The sequence below is a fragment of the Acinetobacter sp. WU_MDCI_Abxd143 genome (assembly GCF_025514195.1).
Taxonomy (GTDB): domain Bacteria; phylum Pseudomonadota; class Gammaproteobacteria; order Pseudomonadales; family Moraxellaceae; genus Acinetobacter; species Acinetobacter pittii_H.
The window spans coordinates 131,512-149,510 of sequence record NZ_JAHPTH010000007.1; the positions used below are offsets into that span (position 1 = coordinate 131,512).

Sequence of the window (17,999 nt, forward strand, 5' to 3'; positions counted from 1 at the left end):
GATGTCATTGCTTGATCATTTTTCTGCCGAATTGGATGAGTTAAAGCAACAAGGTAACTTTAGACAATTTACCCAAAATGTGCAGCACGGACGTTTTATTACGATTCAAAATAAAACGATGCTCAACTTAGCTTCAAATGACTATCTTGGGTTGGCTGCTGATATCAATCTTCGTCAAGAGTTTTTAGATAGCTATCCATTAGAACGAAGCTATTTTAGTTCTTCATCTTCACGTCTATTAACGGGCAATTTTGAGGAATATGAACAATTAGAAAATAGCCTAAGTAAAGCATTTGGTGATCGGGCGGCCCTATTATTTAATAGTGGCTACCATATGAATCTTGGTATTTTGCCTGCGGTTGCTGATAGTAAAACTTTAATTTTGGCAGATAAGTTAGTCCATGCAAGTATGATTGATGGTATACGTTTGTCTGGTGCCCAATATGTACGTTATCGACATAATGATTTACAGCATTTAGAACAACTTCTCCAAAAATATCATGATGATGACAAGATTGAACGAATCATTGTGGTCACAGAAAGTATTTTTAGTATGGACGGTGATGAGACAGATTTAGCCGCTTTAGTTCAGCTAAAAAAGCGTTTTGCTAAAACCATGTTATATGTCGATGAAGCGCATTCAATTGGGGTTCGTGGTCAGCAAGGATTAGGGTGTGCTGAACAATATAATGTCATTCAAGAAATTGATTTTTTAGTGGGTACATTAGGTAAAGCATTGGCAGCAGTCGGTGGTTACATTATTTGTGATCCAATTATTAAAGATTATCTCATTAATAAAATGCGCCCACTTATTTTTAGTACTGCACAGCCACCGATTGTTATGGCATGGGCAAACTTTATTTTTCAAAAAGTATTAGTCGCTCAATCTCAGCGTGAACACTTAAAAAATATTAGCCAATATCTTCAACAAGCTGTTGTGCAAAAGGGTTATGTAAGCCCATCGACCAGCCATATTATTCCTGTCATTGTTGGAGAAAGTCAGGCTGCTATCAATAAAGCAATGCAGGTTCAAGAGAGTGGTTTTTATGCTATGCCTGTGCGTCCACCCACAGTACCTAAAAACAGTTCGCGTTTGCGTATTTCTTTAACGTCAATGGTACAGCAACATGAACTTGAAGAATTGGTGAGTTTTCTGTGAGTTTGAATAAAAACTTGGTTGCCCAGCGTTTTGCCAAAGCAGGGCAAAGCTATTCAGAGCATGCAATTGTTCAAAAACAAATTTGCCAAAATTTAACGAATTTACTAAAGCAATTTTGCCCGAGGACGATGCTACGTGTTTTTGAAATTGGTTGTGGTTCTGGTAATTTAACTCGTCTTATTACTGCATCTTTTCAAATCGAAGAGTTAATTTTGAATGATCTGTATGCAGATGTGCAGCAGCACTTTAGTCATCAAGAAAGTTTGAAATGGTTGATTGGAGACGTTGAGGCGTTAGATTTTCCTCAGCAGCTCGATATGATTGTTTCAGGTTCGGCTCTACAGTGGATGCAAGATTTACCGCGCTTGCTCGAACGTTGTGATGAGGCTTTAGTCGATCAAGGTTGGTTATGCTTTTCAACATTTGGCTCTAAAAACTTATTAGAGATTAAAGAATTAACAGGACAAGGTTTAAGTTATTGGTCAATTGAAAATTGGAATAGTGCCTTAATTCAGGCTGGTTTTGAGATTTTGCATTTGTCACAATCAGAAACTCAACTCTATTTCGATTCACCTAAAGACGTGTTACAGCATTTAAAAGCAACAGGTGTAACAGCAACGGCGCAGCATCGTTGGACTAAGCAAACTTTACAACAGTTTTATCAAGATTATGATCGGTTTAAACATACCGATGGGTATTCCCTAACATATCATCCGATTTATTGCATTGCCCGGAGAATGAAGTAAATGAGTGGCCAAATCTATTTTGTGAGCGGGATTGATACCGAAATTGGTAAAACTTACGCAACAGGATTTTTAGCAAAATTATGGACTGAGCAGGGTAAAAAAGTGATTACCCAAAAACTCATTCAGACAGGTAATGCTGATATTTCTGAAGATATCGAAAAGCACCGTGAAATTATGGGGCAGGGCTGGTTTCAAGAAGATCATGACAAGCTTACTATGCCTGAAATCTTCAGTTACCCAGCTTCACCTCATTTAGCAACTCGTCTTGATAACCGAGAAATTGATTTTCAAAAAATTGAAAATGCGACCCAAACATTGGCAGAACGTTTTGAAATCGTATTGTTAGAAGGTGCAGGAGGCTTAATGGTGCCACTAACCACCAGTCTGCTGACCATTGATTATGTCGCTCAGCATCAGTTTCCTGTTATTTTAGTAACATCGGGCCGTTTAGGAAGTATTAACCATACTTTGCTTAGTCTTGAAGCACTTAAGTCTCGTGGGTTGAAGTTGCATGCCTTGGTTTATAACCTAAAAGATGAATCAAAAGATCCATTAATTTCTCAAGATACTTCAAATTTTTTGAAAGATTATTTAGCTATTCATTTTCCTGAAGCTGAATGGATCGAATTGGCGAAAATGAATTAAGTTAAACAGGCTATAAAAAAACCGCTCAAATTTGAGCGGTTTTTTTTACATCTTATGAATGTTTAGAATTTCTTTGAACCACGGTTAAAACCAGTCGCTTTACGTTGGTTGCCCGTGTTAGTTGGCGCTTCTTTTTCATCATCACGACGTTGTTGACGTAAGTAACCGCCACGACGTGCTGCCATTGGTTTTTCAGTCATACGATCAGTACGGCGTTTTGCCATACCAAATAAACCTGTACCTTGACGTGGTTTTAACTCAACTGATTTTGCTAAGTTGTCGATGTCAGTTTTATCGAGTTCCATCCAACGGCCAGTACGTAATTCGCGCGGTAAAATAACAGTACCGTAGCGTGTACGTAATAAACGACTTACTTTAAGATCTTGCGATTCGAAAATACGACGTACTTCGCGGTTACGGCCTTCTTTTACTACAACTTGGTACCAGCGGTTAATACCTTCACCACCAATTTCAGAGAATGATTCGAATTTGGCTGGACCATCTTCAAGCTCTACTCCGTTAACCATGTTTTGGCGTAGTTTTGGTGTTACTTCACCCATTACTCGAACTGCGTATTCACGTTCAATTTCATTAGATGGGTGCATTAAGCGGTTAGCAAGTTCACCATCATTCGTGAAAAGTAATAAACCAGTACTGTTAATATCTAGACGACCTACCATTACCCAACGGTCATTCGCGATTTGTGGTAAATGATCAAATACGGTTGGGCGTTTTTCAGGGTCATTACGTGAACAGATTTCACCCTCAGGCTTATAATAAATCAGTACACGACGACGAATTTCGTCTTCAATTTGAAACTGAACTTTACGGCCATCAATGCGTAATTCATCGCCTGGTTCAATGCGCTCACCCACTTGGGCAACACGACCGTTTACACTCACGCGTCCTGCGGCAATAACCTCTTCCATATATCGGCGGGAACCTAATCCGATTCGCGCTAATACTTTTTGCAATTTTTCACTCATGACAGCACAACCTTAGACATAATGATCAACAGTCCACCTCTTTATGATTTCGGTGCATTTGCATCGAGAGCCATAAAGGCTTCCTTGGCGTTCTGTAGGGGAGGCAATTGGCCTAGAGAAGCTAGACCAAAAGCATTCAGAAACTGAGGCGTTGTAATTAGCAACGCAGGTCTTCCGGGTAAATCTCTAAAACCGGCTTCTTTAATCCAGTTCCAGTCAAATAGTGTTCTAAGAATCTGACTATTATTAGATACACCACGAATTTGTTCAATATCAGCTCGGGTAACCGGTTGATGATAAGCAATGACAGCCAGCGTTTCTAGTAATGAAGGCGACAGTTTTGTTGGTCGCTCTGGCCAAATTTGCGCAATAATACTACGATATTTAGATCTTACCTGAAAGCGAAACCCTTGCGCTGTTTCAATCAGCTCAATAGAACGGCCATGCTGTAATAACGCGAGCTGTTGTAAAAGCTGACGAAGCTGTTGTTTATTATACTGATTATTAAATGCTTCTTTTAAGCGGGCAATTGAAACAGGCGCATCACTGGCAAAAATAATTGCTTCAAGTTGTAATAAAACTTCGTGATGTATGTCCGCTAATGACAAATCACTATTATTTTGTTCAAAACTACTCATAGTGAAGACCCTTGAATTGCTAAGGGAGCTTCAATACCAGTGGCAATAATTTTAATTTTCTGTTGGCGGGTTAATTCTAAAACCGCCATAAATGTAACAACTATTCCCATACGACCTTGCTGGGGATTGAGTAATTCTTTAAAACTTAACACGTCGCCAGACTCTAACTTCTCTTCAATATATGCAATACGTTCTTCTAGTAAAACAGGTTCTTGAGCAATGACATGCGTAACAGGTTCCGGGCGATTAAAGACACAGAACAAAGCGTCATGTAGCGCTGAAATATCGTAGCCTTCATAAATAGGAGCAATATGACCTAAGCTTACATTGGCATTAAATGTGTCACGCTCGAGAATTGGCATTTGTCCCAAACGCTCAGCTGCTTGCTTAATACGTAGATAAGTTTCAAGACGATCAATAAGTTCCTGTTTAGGATCTTTTTCAATGCTTATAATTGTAGATTTCGGTAAAAGCAGGCGAGATTTTAGGTCAGCTAATAGAGCAGCCATCACCATATAATCTGCCGTTAATTCGATATTTAAAGACTTCATACTATCCATATAGGCTAAATATTGAGTCGCAATAGGTGCAATATCGAGTTGGATTAAATCGAAACCGTTTTTTTGAATCAGATAGATTAAAAAATCTAGTGGACCTTCAAAGTGCTCGAGCAAAATCTCAAATGCAGCTGGAGGTATATAGAGATCTTCAGGAATCTTGTCATGCCACTCATCTAAAACACGGATGTGTGGAGCGTCTTCCATGGATTGATGAAGTGATTGATTCATTACGATTATAAGCCACGCGAATTTTCAAAAGCATGAGACTTGTTATTCAAGTCAAAGACAGCTGTAAGTAGAAGAACAGCAGATAGTGAAAATCATTCTAAATGAATTGTGTCTTTTAATAAATTACTTAACGACTAAAGTGTAAAAAAAATCCAAAATAAATAAAGAGTATTTTTTTGAGTGATAATACATTTTTTTAAACTATTGGTAAAAAAGTAAGTGCTTATTCAAAAGCACTTACATCGCCAACACCACGACGGATAATCTCAGGATGTTCACCCGATAAATCGACAATACTTGTACTTGTTAACGTACCAAAACCACCGTCAATAAATACATCAATTCGTTTATCTAACTGATTTTCAATATCGTAAGGGTCATCTAGAGGGTCTTCTTGGCCCGGTAAAATTAATGTACTGGTGAGTAGCGGCTCACCAAGTTCTTGTAATAAAGCCTGACAAATCGGGTTACTTGGAATACGTAAACCAATCGTTTTCTTTTTAGGATGCATCAATCGACGAGGAACTTCACTTGTTGCAGGTAAAATGAACGTAGTAATCGTCGGTGTATTCGCTTTCAATAAACGGTATGTTGCATTATCAACTTTTGCATAAGTCGCAATATCTGATAAATCGCAGCACATAATGGCATATTGATGCTTAGGGCCTAAACCACGTATCTGTGCAATACGTTCCATGGCACTTTTATTACCGATTTGACACCCAATCGCATAGGCTGCATCGGTAGGGTAGACCACAACATCTCCTGCTCGGATACGTTCAACCGCTTGGGAAATGAGGCGTTGCTGTGGATTTTCAGGATGTACATGTAAATGCATCATATTTTAGAGACTCCATCACGCCAGTGTTAAAAATAATTATTAGGCTTTTTAAATAACCTAGGCAAGCAATTAACGTAGTTTTTTTGTCAATTAATCAAGGAGTTCACGTTTAAATTCATTTAATTGTAAAGGTGTACCTGAACGTGTGCATTGGCAAATAAAACCAATAAATGCTGCTGCGTCACGGGGTAGCTTAGCTTCACCCGAAAAGTAACGTTGCACTTGAGCATAAACATTATCTTTAAATAGTTTGCCATCTCCGCTATCACCTGTAAGGTTATCGAGAGATACTCTAAATTTTCTGCCAAAAGATTGTGCAAATAACCATTCAATGGCTTGAGGCTTAATTTCTACTTGTTCAAATAAACTTTGCTGTTCTTGGGTACGACCATCAGGGGCATACCAATATCCTAAATCTGGTAATAGACGTCTTTTTTCACCTGCAATAGACCAATGACTAATTTCATGCAAAGCACTATTAAAGAAACCATGAGCAAATTGGATCTTGGCGGGTTCCTTATTTGTTGCAGGGAAATATTCTGGTTCAAAATCTCCACGAACTAATGTCACATTATGGTGGGAAAACCAGTGATTAAAGTGTAAAATAAGCCAATCAACTTGCTCAGACTCCGATTTTGAGCTTGACCATGGTGAGAGTTGCACTGGGTCAGGTACAAGAGTGTTCTGATGAGTTGAATGGGTGCAAACGAGTAATGAAGTGTTAACTTCAGGTTGCGGCTGCAACAGGTGCATTGCTTAATTTACCCCGAGTTCTGTCTAAAGAAGTGCAAAATTGTATCTTAATCTTTGACAGAGTACCGATGAATTTGTAGAATTGCCGCCTTAATTATGTCAGCAAATACCTTTCCGGCACAGATTGAGCCGTTTAAATGGGCTGAACAAGGCTTTACATGGTCAGGTCAACTGCCCTTGTCTCGCTTTGCTCGTATCGCTCGTGAAGCTGTTGGATCAATTGATAATCAATTGATCAACATAGACTGTAAGCTATCAATGGATGCATATCATCGCATTGTGTGGATGGACGGTCACATGGACACGAAAGTTCCAATGGAGTGCCAACGTTGTTTGGAACCTGTTGAAATGCCTCTTGTCTTAGACTTCCATATTGCATTAGTGGATGATGAGTCACTGATAGAGCGCTTGGATGAGGATGCTGATTTCATCGTTTTAGGTGAAAGTGAGTCTTCGACGAAAGGCGATTATGATACGCCTGCCTCGATTAACTTACTCGCATTACTAGAAGATGAACTGTTATTGTTGATGCCTTTATCTCCCAAGCATGATGCTTGTGAACATAAACATCAACCTACCATTCAGAATATTGTCGAAGAAAAACGGGATAATCCGTTTGATGTTTTGGCAGGTTTGAAGGGTAAACTTAACTCATAATTTGTGTTATAATTGTGAGATAAGACAACTGAATTTGTTCTGATCCATTTTTTCGATCTTTGTAAGGAGCCATCATGGCCGTTCAGCAAAACCGTAAAAGTCGCTCTCGCCGTGACATGCGCCGTTCACATGACGCTTTAACCGAGAATGCATTAACAGTAGACCAAGCAACTGGTGAAACTCATCGTCGTCACCACGTGACTAAAGACGGTTTCTACCGTGGTCGTCAATTATTCGCTAAAGCAGCTGATGCTGAATAATTGCATGATATGCATTAAGCGTGATGCTTAAGTATAGAAAAAATGGGAGCGAAAGCTCCCTTTTTTTGTTGTTTTTCGCAATTATAAATATATAAATAACATGTTAAATTTCCGCTCCAGAAATGAGTGAAAACCCAAAAAAGGATTTCTTATGTCTGCTAAACGTCTTGAACAAGTAGCTTTAGCCACAAAAACTGCATTTGTGTTTCCTGGTCAAGGTTCACAAAAAGTCGGTATGCTTGCTGAACTAGCAGAACAGTTTAGTGGGGTCGGGCAAACTTTTGCAGAAGCTTCAGATGCTCTTGGATTTGATCTTTGGCATATTGCGCAAAGTGGCGAAGGGCTCGACCAAACAGAAAATACCCAACCTGTGTTATTAACTGCCAGTATCGCTTTATGGCGTGTATGGCTCGATTTAGGTGGTCTGGCACCTAAGTACCTTGCAGGACATTCACTAGGTGAATACAGTGCATTGGTTGCTGCAGGCTCTATGAGCTTGGCAGATGCAGTTAAATTAGTTAACTTGCGTGGCAAACTGATGCAAAGTGCCGTTCCTCAAGGGGAAGGGGCTATGGCTGCAATTCTTGGTTTGGCTGATGAAAAAGTGGTTGAGCTTTGCCAAACTGTGAGTGCGTCAGGTGAGGGTTCTGTAGAAGCTGCAAACTATAATTCACAAGGCCAAGTTGTAATTGCGGGTAGTACTGCATCTGTACAACAAGTTATGGCGTTAGCAAAAGAACAATCTGCTAAAGCAATTGCTTTACCTGTATCGGTCCCTTCGCATTGTTCTTTAATGAAACCTGCTGCAGAGAAATTTGCAGAAGCTTTGGAACAAACTGCCATTGAGCTACCTACCATTCCTGTAATACAAAATGTCAACGCGGGAATAGCTACCGATGTTGCTCAATTGCGTCAGGCGTTAACTGCTCAATTGTACCAATCTGTACAATGGACAGATACGATGCAGTTTTTACAAAACCAAGGCATACATTACATTGTTGAATGTGGTCCAGGTACAGTATTGAGTAATCTCGCAAAGCGTTTACCAAATATTGAAAAAGCTTTTTCTATTGATAGTAAGAGCAAAATGGAAGATGCCCTAAATGCTGTTTTAGTGGCAGAAGGAAAAATTGCATGACACAAGAACGCAAAGTTGCATTAGTAACGGGCGCGAGTCGGGGTATTGGCGCTGCCATTGCCCAGCAACTTATTCAAGACGGTTATTTTGTTGTAGGTACTGCGACTTCTGAATCTGGTGCACAAAAGTTAAGTGATAGCTTTGGTGAACAAGGTGCAGGTTTGGCGCTCGACGTGCGTAATCTCGACGAGATTGAAGCAGTCGTTTCTCATATTGAACAGAACTATGGTCCTGTACTTGTTCTAGTTAACAATGCAGGTATTACGAAAGACAATTTGTTGCTTCGTATGTCTGAAGATGATTGGGATGACATTCTCAACATTCACCTTAAAGCAGTTTATCGTTTATCTAAACGTGTGCTTAAGGGTATGACGAAGGCACGTTTTGGTCGAATTATTAATATCAGTTCTGTTGTAGCTCACTTTGCAAACCCAGGCCAAGCGAACTATTCTGCTGCTAAAGCAGGTATTGAAGCATTCAGCCGTAGCCTTGCAAAAGAGATGGGCAGTCGCCAAATTACTGTAAACAGTGTGGCGCCAGGTTTTATTGCAACAGAAATGACAGATGCACTTAGTGAAGACATTCGCAAAAAAATGAGTGATCAAGTGGCTTTAAATCGCTTAGGTGAGCCACAAGATATCGCAAATGCGGTGAGTTTCCTTGCAAGTGATAAAGCAGGTTACATTACCGGTACGGTATTACATGTAAATGGTGGTTTATACATGGCCTAACGCCGATGTATAAACTTTTAAAAATTTTTATATTCAATTAAACTAGTGGCAAATTAAACGCCACAAGCAATGAGGAGAATTCCTGTGAGCGATATCGAACAACGCGTTAAACAAGCGGTTGCAGAACAACTTGGTCTTAAAGCTGAAGAGATTAAAAACGAAGCATCTTTTATGGATGACTTAGGTGCTGACTCTTTAGATTTAGTTGAACTTGTTATGTCTTTCGAAAATGACTTCGACATCACTATCCCTGATGAAGATTCTAACGAAATCACTACAGTTCAATCTGCAATTGACTATGTAACTAAAAAACTTGGTTAATTCGCATATTGCTGAATAAAAAGAAGGCCACCGTAAGGTGGCTTTTTTTATGAGAGAAAAAATTAAGAGATACATATTTTTACAAGATCAACCTCAATTGATAGCAGAGGCATGACTTTTTTGAAGTATAACAATAAAGGTCAGTTTAATGACTTTACTATAAACAATAATATGAGGACTAAAAGATGGGTCTTTTTGATTTTGTAAAAGGTATTGGTAAGAAAAATACCGCTCCAGCAGAACCACAACCAGCTCCAGCAACACCAGCAGAACCTTCTGCACAAGAAGTTGCAAATAAATTATTAGGTTTAATTAAAAGTTTAGGCTTAGGGGTAGAGGGCTTATCTGTAACCTATAACGGTACTACTGATACCGCGACTATTAAAGGACAGGTAAAAAGCCAAGCAGATAAAGAGAAAATTATTCTTATTGTTGGAAACATTGATCATGTGGCTCAAGTAGATGACCAGATGACTGTTGCAACACCTGAACCAGAAAGTAAATTTTATACAGTGAAATCTGGTGACAACCTTTCAAAAATTGCGAAAGAAGTTTACGGTGATGCAAATCAGTATCCAAAAATCTTTGAAGCAAATAAACCAATGTTAAAAGATCCTGATGAGATTTTTCCAGGACAAGTTTTACGTATTCCTCAATAATTGAGGTTAATAAAAAGGCGCTTTAAGCGCCTTTTTTGTGTTTTTTAAAAACGCTTTGGAATCTTTTGTCCGTTTAGTACAGGGGTGTCTGCATTTTTTAAAACACCGAATAACCATATTTCAGCATGCTGTACTGCAATTTTTAACGAATCACCTAAAGCTAGACGGCCAGCGATAAAGCTAGCTAAAGAACAACCTGAGCCGTGATATTCACCTTCAAGGCGAGGACAGCTACTAGTCGCTGCAAGTTCACCGTTAATGTATAAACTATTTTTAATATGATCTGGTGTATCTTCGTGTCCACCTTTCACTAGAACAGCTTTAGCACCCATTTCAAAAAGCTTTTGAGTGGCTTGATCTAAATCAGTAATACCTGTTAGAGCACGTAATTCAACTGTATTTGGAGTAATAATTGTGGCTAGGGGGATAAGTTCAACGAAAGCTTTAACAAGAGTTGCCTGATCACCTAAAGAACCGCCACTGTTTGCGACTAAAACAGGATCAAGTACATATTGATAGTCAGGATGAGCACGTAAAAATTCAGCTAGTGCAGCAATATTATCTGTCGTGCCAAGCATGCCTGACTTAACACATTTAATGGGTAAGTCACCTATCACTGCATTTGCTTGTGCTAATAAAAGTTCTTTTGAGGTCGCTTCGAAGCCAAATACTTGTTGTGAGTTTTGAATGGTGAGGGCAGTACATGCAATTGCTGCATGGGCACCACTTTGTCCAATTGCTTCGATATCGGCTTGTAAACCTGCACCACCTGAAGGGTCTAAACCCGAGAAACAAAGTACGGTTGGACGCACGGTTATTTCCTTTTCAATTTAAATTTACGTTAGTATAAGAGAGTTTGATTAAACTCTCGACCAATTGAATTAAATACTTTACTGGGTTAATGATTGAATGGCTATAAAACATATTTTGATTGATTTAGATGGAACCTTAACAGACCCAAAAGTTGGAATCCATACTTCAATTCGCTATGCAATGGAGAAATTAGGCTATCCATTGGCTGCTGATTTAGATATTGATTGGACAATTGGCCCACCATTAAAGCCATCACTCGCAAAATTATTAGCTACTCAAGATGATGCTTTAGCTGAACAAGCTTTACTTGCTTATCGCGAGCGTTTTTCGGTGGTTGGCCTGTTTGAAAATGAAGTATATCCATCTGTTGCAAAAACACTTAGTGCATTAAAAGAAGAAGGATATCGTTTATTTGTTGCAACTGCTAAACCAACGATTTATGCAAAACGTATCTTGGACCATTTTGAATTAAGCCAATACTTTGTACATATCTATGGGAGCGAGTTAACGGGTGAGAGGACTAATAAAGCTGACCTTATCCATTATATTCTTGAGCATGAGCAATTAAACCCAGAAGAGTGTTTAATGGTCGGTGACCGTCAATATGACGTTTTGGGTGCTCGTCATAACGGTATTGAGGCGGTAGCAGTAACTTATGGTTATGGAACACCTGAAGAGCTCGCTCAAGCACAGCCTAAAGCAATGATTAAGCAATTCTCTGAACTTTTGGACTATGTTGAAGAACTTGCAGCACAAAAGAAAGTTTCTTAAATATTATTAAATTTTAATTTGAAGGTTTGGCTTTGATCTAAAGCCAAACCTTTTTTATTTAAACACTGTATTGTTGGCGGTATTGAACAAGTTCTTCAATCGTAATCACCGTTAAGTGATGAGTTTGAGCATATGCTAAAACTTGAATGCCCGATGCCATCGTGCCATCCGGATTGGTTAATTCACATAATACGCCAGCGGGTTTAAGCCCAGCTAGTCTTGCTAGATCAATTGTTCCCTCAGTATGACCTCGACGAGTAAGGACTCCACCATTACGTGCACGTAATGGGAAAACGTGACCTGGACGATTTAAGTCACTTGCAACAGCACCATCTTTAATAGCAGTTTGAATAGTTGTTACACGGTCTTTAGCAGAAACACCAGTGGTAACGCCTTGAGCAGCTTCAATGGTCACTGTAAATGCAGTATGAAACTGACTTGAGTTTTGAGAAACCATTGGTGGAAGTTCAAGATGATCAGCTAACTCTTCAGTAAGGCATAAACATACAATACCTGAGCCATCACGAATCATACGTGCCATGGTTTCAACAGTTAGAGTCTCCGCTGCAACAATTAAATCTGCTTCATTTTCACGGTCGAAGTCATCCATCACCAAGACAGGTTTGCCTTGAAGGATATCTTCTAATGCTTGTTGAATGCGTTGCTCAGCAGGTGAGAGAGCTGAGAAAAAAAGTTCTGGTTGAATTAAGCTAGACATAATGAAACGCTCTCGTAAAAATACGGTTGAACATTTCAGGACTGATGTAAAAACAGGCTGGTACTGAAATAAAACGGATTTATCCCAGTTCGTCGTCTTCTTTCATCCGGACTATACCGTCGGCTTTGGAGTTTCACCAAATCTGCTCAAATTACACAATTTAAGCTCGTGGGCTTGTTAATCTATTTATAAAAATTAACTTTACCACCGGTGGGGAATTACACCCCGCCCTGAAGCGATGGGTTTTATTATAGCGCGCTTGGCAAAATTGGCTAGATGCTTTTATAGAATGCTAAGTTTCTTTATGAATAAGCATTTTCATAAATCGAAATAGGCTTTTTAACAAGAGCTTACTTGTTGATATGAAAATGGAATGCTATGTTTTTTATAGAAAATTATAAATAAAATAGGTGTTTCATGCAGATAAGAGACGATTATCCTCTTACCAATAGCTCATTTATTCAGCACCTCCATATTTTCAGTTATATATTTATGGCGGTAAGTATTCTGTATTTAATTGCTGCTAACTGGTTGATGCTTCCAGACAGTAGTCAACTCGCTATCCCGCCCGCTATATTAGTTTTCACAGCTTGGTTCAGCATAAAAGATACTTTAAGCGATGGGGTTAGGCAGACCTTACATAGCGTTTGTGGTTTGATGATAGGTCTAAGTCTGGCTGTAATTGGACAAGTTTATCAAACTGGTGCAGACAGTTATTTGCTTTTTTTAATTTGGACATTGCTTTTATTACCGTGGTTATACCGCCCGAATATTGGAATCTTTGCTTTAATTTGTATTACCAGCCAACTTACACTTTTTTTATTTTTTAAGCAGACTTTTTGGTTAGAAAAATTTCCGTATTTATACCTATTCGCTCTAAATCTATTAAGCCTTATTGAGTTTTGGGTATGTATAAAGAAATATCGTGCTTTAAGGTTTGTCTTTATCGCTTGGATTGCAGTTATTTCAATCATTGGAATGATTCAATATTTATCGAATGAGAATGTTCCTTATCTAATTTCTGCTTTCTTTTCAGGAATAGTCGCTTTTTATTATTTCTTCAAAAAAGATGATCAGCTATGTGCCAGTTTAATGGCTGCTATTCTAGGCATGACGGCAACCATATGGCTTGTAGATGGGATTAATCATCTATTTAAAGATTCTAATGAGTTCATCTTTTTATTGATTGCGGGCATTATTTTTATTTGGTTTGCGCTGATTAGCTATTTTTTAATAAAAATTTTTCGTCAAAGCCGCTTTTATGTCATTCCATTGGCAATTGGTGCTTGGCTTGCGGGTTTAGCGCTTGCAGCTTTTACGCTCGTGTTTTGGGAGGCCATTTCTTTAGTCATTGGAATTATTTTTGTAGCATTCGCTATCGTGCTTTTAAAAAAATCGCAACGTTATTTCTTTCGACAATTTGCTTATTGTTTATTTATCAGTGGGCAGACTGCTTTCTTATTTCATCTTGGTTCAGAAACAGATCAGATGCTATGGGTTTTAATTGCACAGATTTTTATTCTATGTATTAGTTATTTTCTTAAACCACATTGGTTCTTCATTTTAATTCAAATGCTTGCTACGTATGGCATAGCTTTTATCTATTTGCTACAACTGGACCATTCATTGTGGTCGATACATTCTACTCAAAATTATTTAAATTTAACTGTGCTCAATTATTTTGTTTTTAGTTTGGTGCTCTTACCTAAGAGAAAGTCACTAGCTCTATATGAGCGTAGTATTTTTTTAAGTGTGCTAGTCGTCATTCTAGTAGCTTCTTTTTTTGATACTTTTATGGGACTCGTTCCAGAAAATTCGATAGATCAACATAGGTGGGTTCTATATTTTCTGCCTAGTGTTTGGTTACTTTGCTTTAGTGTTTTTCATTTATATAGACAACTTCAGGGAATCACTTTTTTCGCTTTTTTAATTTTTGGTGTGTTACTTATTGCATTGGGATATTTCGAAATTTTCATATTGTTTAGTATTTTAACGTGGGCATTAAAAAGTAAAGATCGGATTGTTTATGGAGTTAGCTTAACTGTATTCGTTTTTGTGTTCTGGCAACTCTATTACAACCTACAAATAACTTTTCTAGCTAAGAGTTTATCTATTTTTATTTCGGGTATTGTTTTGTTGGCTCTGTCGTGGTTGCTTCACCGTGAAAATAAAAATGGTCTTATTGAAGGAGAGAAAGAATGAAGAAGTATTTTTCTCTAATTCTTGCATTAGCCACGATATTATTTTTTGCAGCGTTAGTGGTCAAAAACGAATGGCATCTGCACCATAGTAAAAGTATTTTCATTGAGCTTAAACCAGTTGATCCTCGTTCAATTTTACAAGGTGACTATATGGCATTGGCTTATGAATTACATTTACAGTCTCTTAAAGCTCTTGCAAGGAGTGAAGGTGAGGCTCTGGAACAGGTGATTTTTAATCGCTCTTCCGTTCCTGCAAAAGTTATATTGGATTCACAAAATCGTGTAGTTGGTACAGTTCTAGATACTAATAATTCATTTACTGGGCAAAGATTAATTTTAAAAAATCCTGAAAATCGTTTACAGGCTTTATATCCTGCATCTCGCAGTTTCTTGTTTGCAGAAGGCTTGGCTCAATGTTATGAAAAAGCTAAATATGCTGAATTTAAGGTAAATCCTAAAGGCGAAGCGATACTGTTCGAATTACGAGGAGAACAGCTTCAACTATTAAATTGTGAAAAGCAAAAGAACTGGTGGGAAGGAACTATTTAGGATTTATAAAAATAAAAAGCCCGTCAATGCGGGCTTTTTATTTTTTAATTTTTATTAGGCAACTTGTACAGGAATGCAATTTGCTGTGTGGTTGACTGTATTATCTGGGTTTGCATATACCAAACGTGGTTTGTGAGCATTTGCTTCAACTTCTGTGAAATCACCAAACGTAGCAATAATAACTAAATCGCCGACATCTGCTTGATGTGCAGCACCGCCGTTTACTGAAATAATGCCAGAGTTATCTTCACCACGAATCGCATAAGTCGTGAAGCGTTTGCCATTGGTTACATTCCAAACATGAATTTCTTCATATTCACGAATACCAGCTAAATCCATCAATACGCCATCAATTGCACAAGAACCTTCATAGTGAAGCTCAGCATGGGTTACAACTGCACGGTGAATTTTGCATTTTAATAAACGAGATAGCATGGCTAGCGTCTCCTGAGTAGACCTAAGATGTAGATCTTATGGTGAAATCTTTAGCTTTTGCGGTTGGCAAAGTGGCTGATGCGCATTTTGCTCCTAAAAAAGCAAGATAGCAAGCATGATTGTTCAACAATTTAAGTGGGTTTATATGCATTAATTTGATTCATAGCCTGAGGAACCTGTCCTTGAACAAGTAGCTTCACTTTAGAAAGGGCATGATCAATTGCTGCATCCATTAGACTTTGTTCACTACTTGGGGCTTTTCCAAGTACGTGACCTGAAACTCTCTCTTTGGAGCCAGGATGTCCGATCCCAATACGTAAACGGTGAAAATTTGGACCAATATGAGGGACAATGTCACGTAAACCGTTATGACCACCGTGACCACCGCCTGTTTTAAGACGAATCACACCAGGGTTCATATCAAGTTCATCATGAGCAATCAAAATTGCTTCGGGAGCAATTTGATAAAATTTTGCAAATGGAACTACACTTTGTCCAGAACGGTTCATAAATGTAGTGGGTAGAAGTAGACGGACATCGTGTCCTTCTATATTACCACGTCCACTGATTCCGTGAAATTTCGGATCATTTTTTAATGTAATGCCATATTTGTCTGCAAGCTGTTCAATGAACCAAAAACCTGCATTATGGCGGGTTTGGGCATATTCTGAACCAGGATTGCCCAAACCAACAATTAGCGAAATATTTGACACTAATCTACGCCTTTAAACACTTATGCGCGTTTGAAGTCAGCGTGCATAGGAGTGTTTTTAGATGGGTGACGTTGTAACGCTTGGATTTTAACGTTTTCAACTTTGTCGCCCACTTTGATTTCTACAACTTCTTCAAAGAAAGCATTGCTTTCTAAAGCTTTTACAAGCTCACGAAGTTCTAAAGTAACAGTTACAGGCTCAGCGTTGCCACCATAAATGATAGCTGGAATTAAAGCTTCGCGACGAAGGCGGCGGCTCGCACCTTTCCCTTGTTTGTCTTCAGCACGCGCTTGAGCGTTTAATACGAAGTTTGCCATGAGTAAATCCTCATTAAAGTTTAAAAGACTAAACTTGCGACCAGTTTAGTGATAGAAAACCCCAGCCAAGGCTAGGGTTTATAAAAAGCTGCAATATTATAAACTATCGAACATTGCACTGATAGACTCTTCGTTATTAATACGACGAATCGTTTCAGCAACCATGCTAGCAACAGAAACCTGACGGATCTTGCCTAAGGTCAATGCTTCTTCAGAAAGAGGAATGGTATCAGTCACAACCAGTTCATCAATAACTGAATTACGTAAGTTTTCAATAGCCTTACCTGATAGTACAGGGTGAGTTGCGTATGCAACTACACGACGTGCACCAAATTGCTTAAGCGCATCAGCTGCTTTACACAATGTACCAGCAGTATCGACCATATCGTCTACGATAACGCAATCACGATCTTTTACGTCACCAATTAAGTGCATAACTTGCGACTCATTGGCTTTTTGACGACGTTTATCAATAATTGCTAAATCGATGTCACCCATCTGTTTGGCAACAGCACGAGCACGTACTACACCACCAACGTCAGGAGAAACCACCATAAGGTTGTCATGTTGTTGTTGACGTAAGTCAGCAAGCAAAGCAGGAGTACCGTAGATGTTGTCGACTGGAATATCGAAGAAACCTTGAATTTGGTCAGCATGTAAGTCGATCATCACGACACGGTCAATACCAACAGTGGTAAGCATGTCTGCGACAACTTTAGCTGTAATCGGCACACGTGCAGAACGTGGACGACGGTCTTGGCGAGCATAACCAAAATAAGGGATAACAGCGGTAATACGGCCAGCACTTGCACGACGCAAAGCATCTGCCATAACCAAGATTTCCATAAGGTTATCATTGGTAGGGGCACAAGTAGGCTGAACGATAAATACGTCTTTACCACGAACATTTTCAGTAATTTCTACTGAAATTTCTCCATCAGAAAAGTGACCGACTGATGCAGCACCTAGAGGGATATGTAAGTGACTTACGACTTTTTGAGCGAACTGTGGATGAGCATTTCCACTAAAAACGACAAGATTGGGCATGAAGCACCCTTGGCGGTTGGTATGTAATGAAATAGATGGCAGGGGCGGCTGGATTCGAACCAACGGATGCCGAGATCAAAACCCGGTGCCTTACCACTTGGCGACGCCCCTAA

23 protein-coding genes, 1 tRNA gene and 1 riboswitch are annotated in these 17,999 nt (G+C 38.9%); of the genes, 12 read left to right on the forward strand and 12 right to left on the reverse strand.

Translation table 11 applies throughout. From position 1 onward, the window contains the following. Position 1 precedes the first annotated feature (1 nt). From KTI79_RS13605 to bioD, 3 genes are read left to right on the forward strand one after another with little or no spacing between them, the layout of a single operon-like run. Positions 2-1,159: an 8-amino-7-oxononanoate synthase gene (locus tag KTI79_RS13605; RefSeq protein WP_032055839.1), complete on the forward strand. Its 1,158-nt coding sequence runs from the start codon at positions 2-4 to the stop codon at positions 1,157-1,159. Then, a complete protein-coding gene (gene bioC, locus KTI79_RS13610; RefSeq protein ID WP_032055840.1) occupies positions 1,156-1,905 on the forward strand; it encodes a malonyl-ACP O-methyltransferase BioC in 750 nt (249 codons plus the stop codon). Before KTI79_RS13605 ends, bioC begins: the two co-directional genes overlap by 4 nt. Then, positions 1,906-2,550 (forward strand): dethiobiotin synthase, encoded by a 645-nt coding sequence (gene bioD / locus KTI79_RS13615; RefSeq protein ID WP_032055841.1) that lies wholly within the window; start codon positions 1,906-1,908, stop codon positions 2,548-2,550. Between the two features lie 62 nt (positions 2,551-2,612). On the opposite strand, the gene rluB is transcribed toward bioD, so the two are convergent. The 5 genes from rluB to KTI79_RS13640 form a co-directional block, all read right to left on the reverse strand. Next, positions 2,613-3,536 (reverse strand): 23S rRNA pseudouridine(2605) synthase RluB, encoded by a 924-nt coding sequence (gene rluB, locus KTI79_RS13620; RefSeq protein ID WP_032036759.1) that lies wholly within the window; start codon positions 3,534-3,536, stop codon positions 2,613-2,615. Between the two features lie 41 nt (positions 3,537-3,577). Continuing rightward, positions 3,578-4,174 carry an SMC-Scp complex subunit ScpB gene (scpB, locus tag KTI79_RS13625; RefSeq protein WP_032055842.1) on the reverse strand — a complete coding sequence of 199 codons (597 nt, stop codon included), beginning with the start codon at positions 4,172-4,174 and terminating at the stop codon, positions 3,578-3,580. Continuing rightward, positions 4,171-4,962 carry a segregation and condensation protein A gene (locus KTI79_RS13630; protein WP_032055843.1) on the reverse strand — a complete coding sequence of 264 codons (792 nt, stop codon included), beginning with the start codon at positions 4,960-4,962 and terminating at the stop codon, positions 4,171-4,173. Before KTI79_RS13630 ends, scpB begins: the two co-directional genes overlap by 4 nt. 223 nt (positions 4,963-5,185) lie before the next feature. Then, positions 5,186-5,803, reverse strand: a complete 618-nt coding sequence (locus KTI79_RS13635; RefSeq protein ID WP_032055844.1) for an L-threonylcarbamoyladenylate synthase — start codon at positions 5,801-5,803, stop codon at positions 5,186-5,188. Positions 5,804-5,893: 90 nt separating this feature from the next. Further along, a complete protein-coding gene (locus KTI79_RS13640; RefSeq protein ID WP_032055846.1) occupies positions 5,894-6,556 on the reverse strand; it encodes an elongation factor P hydroxylase in 663 nt (220 codons plus the stop codon). A 96-nt stretch (positions 6,557-6,652) separates the two neighbouring features. On the opposite strand from KTI79_RS13640, the gene KTI79_RS13645 reads away from it, so the two are divergent. From KTI79_RS13645 to lysM, 6 genes are all read left to right on the forward strand, one after another. After that, positions 6,653-7,213, forward strand: a complete 561-nt coding sequence (locus KTI79_RS13645; protein WP_032055847.1) for a YceD family protein — start codon at positions 6,653-6,655, stop codon at positions 7,211-7,213. Between the two features lie 74 nt (positions 7,214-7,287). Further along, entirely contained in the window at positions 7,288-7,473 is a 186-nt protein-coding gene (gene rpmF / locus KTI79_RS13650) for a 50S ribosomal protein L32 (protein ID WP_000290730.1), read from the forward strand. Positions 7,474-7,624: 151 nt separating this feature from the next. After that, positions 7,625-8,611, forward strand: coding sequence for an ACP S-malonyltransferase (gene fabD, locus KTI79_RS13655; protein ID WP_016142042.1), 987 nt, complete (start codon positions 7,625-7,627; stop codon positions 8,609-8,611). After that, positions 8,608-9,342, forward strand: a complete 735-nt coding sequence (gene fabG / locus KTI79_RS13660; RefSeq protein ID WP_002120395.1) for a 3-oxoacyl-ACP reductase FabG — start codon at positions 8,608-8,610, stop codon at positions 9,340-9,342. The genes fabD and fabG overlap by 4 nt, the downstream gene beginning before the upstream one ends. Positions 9,343-9,426: 84 nt before the next feature. Continuing rightward, entirely contained in the window at positions 9,427-9,663 is a 237-nt protein-coding gene (gene acpP, locus KTI79_RS13665) for an acyl carrier protein (RefSeq protein WP_001279871.1), read from the forward strand. Between the two features lie 185 nt (positions 9,664-9,848). After that, positions 9,849-10,322 carry a peptidoglycan-binding protein LysM gene (gene lysM, locus KTI79_RS13670; RefSeq protein ID WP_016142041.1) on the forward strand — a complete coding sequence of 158 codons (474 nt, stop codon included), beginning with the start codon at positions 9,849-9,851 and terminating at the stop codon, positions 10,320-10,322. 44 nt (positions 10,323-10,366) lie between these two features. Here the strand turns inward: lysM and KTI79_RS13675 are convergent, their stop codons facing one another. Continuing rightward, positions 10,367-11,134, reverse strand: a complete 768-nt coding sequence (locus tag KTI79_RS13675) for a hydroxymethylpyrimidine/phosphomethylpyrimidine kinase (RefSeq protein WP_086375844.1) — start codon at positions 11,132-11,134, stop codon at positions 10,367-10,369. A gap of 97 nt (positions 11,135-11,231) precedes the next feature. On the opposite strand from KTI79_RS13675, the gene KTI79_RS13680 reads away from it, so the two are divergent. Next, complete coding sequence (locus tag KTI79_RS13680; protein WP_032055849.1) at positions 11,232-11,906, forward strand: HAD-IA family hydrolase; 675 nt, start codon at positions 11,232-11,234, stop codon at positions 11,904-11,906. 58 nt (positions 11,907-11,964) lie between these two features. On the opposite strand, the gene ribB is transcribed toward KTI79_RS13680, so the two are convergent. Beyond that, a complete protein-coding gene (gene ribB, locus KTI79_RS13685; protein ID WP_032055850.1) occupies positions 11,965-12,624 on the reverse strand; it encodes a 3,4-dihydroxy-2-butanone-4-phosphate synthase in 660 nt (219 codons plus the stop codon). 90 nt (positions 12,625-12,714) lie between these two features. Next, positions 12,715-12,865, reverse strand: a riboswitch (FMN riboswitch). Between the two features lie 176 nt (positions 12,866-13,041). On the opposite strand from ribB, the gene KTI79_RS13690 reads away from it, so the two are divergent. Continuing rightward, positions 13,042-14,826: a DUF2157 domain-containing protein gene (locus KTI79_RS13690; RefSeq protein ID WP_086375843.1), complete on the forward strand. Its 1,785-nt coding sequence runs from the start codon at positions 13,042-13,044 to the stop codon at positions 14,824-14,826. Continuing rightward, positions 14,823-15,374 carry a GDYXXLXY domain-containing protein gene (locus KTI79_RS13695; protein ID WP_032055853.1) on the forward strand — a complete coding sequence of 184 codons (552 nt, stop codon included), beginning with the start codon at positions 14,823-14,825 and terminating at the stop codon, positions 15,372-15,374. The genes KTI79_RS13690 and KTI79_RS13695 overlap by 4 nt, the downstream gene beginning before the upstream one ends. Before the next feature lie 54 nt (positions 15,375-15,428). Here KTI79_RS13695 and panD read toward each other — a convergent pair whose 3' ends face one another. The 5 genes from panD to KTI79_RS13720 form a co-directional block, all read right to left on the reverse strand. Next, the gene (panD, locus tag KTI79_RS13700) at positions 15,429-15,809 is read right to left on the reverse strand and encodes an aspartate 1-decarboxylase (protein WP_016142035.1); all 381 of its coding nucleotides are present in this window, start codon (positions 15,807-15,809) and stop codon (positions 15,429-15,431) included. Positions 15,810-15,940: 131 nt separating this feature from the next. Further along, a complete protein-coding gene (gene pth, locus KTI79_RS13705) occupies positions 15,941-16,522 on the reverse strand; it encodes an aminoacyl-tRNA hydrolase (protein ID WP_016142034.1) in 582 nt (193 codons plus the stop codon). Between the two features lie 20 nt (positions 16,523-16,542). Continuing rightward, the gene (rplY, locus tag KTI79_RS13710; RefSeq protein WP_002120443.1) at positions 16,543-16,839 is read right to left on the reverse strand and encodes a 50S ribosomal protein L25; all 297 of its coding nucleotides are present in this window, start codon (positions 16,837-16,839) and stop codon (positions 16,543-16,545) included. 96 nt (positions 16,840-16,935) lie between these two features. After that, positions 16,936-17,886 (reverse strand): ribose-phosphate pyrophosphokinase, encoded by a 951-nt coding sequence (locus KTI79_RS13715; protein ID WP_002120445.1) that lies wholly within the window; start codon positions 17,884-17,886, stop codon positions 16,936-16,938. Positions 17,887-17,922: 36 nt separating this feature from the next. Continuing rightward, positions 17,923-17,997, reverse strand: a tRNA-Gln gene (locus KTI79_RS13720). Between the last annotated feature and the right edge of the window lie 2 nt (positions 17,998-17,999).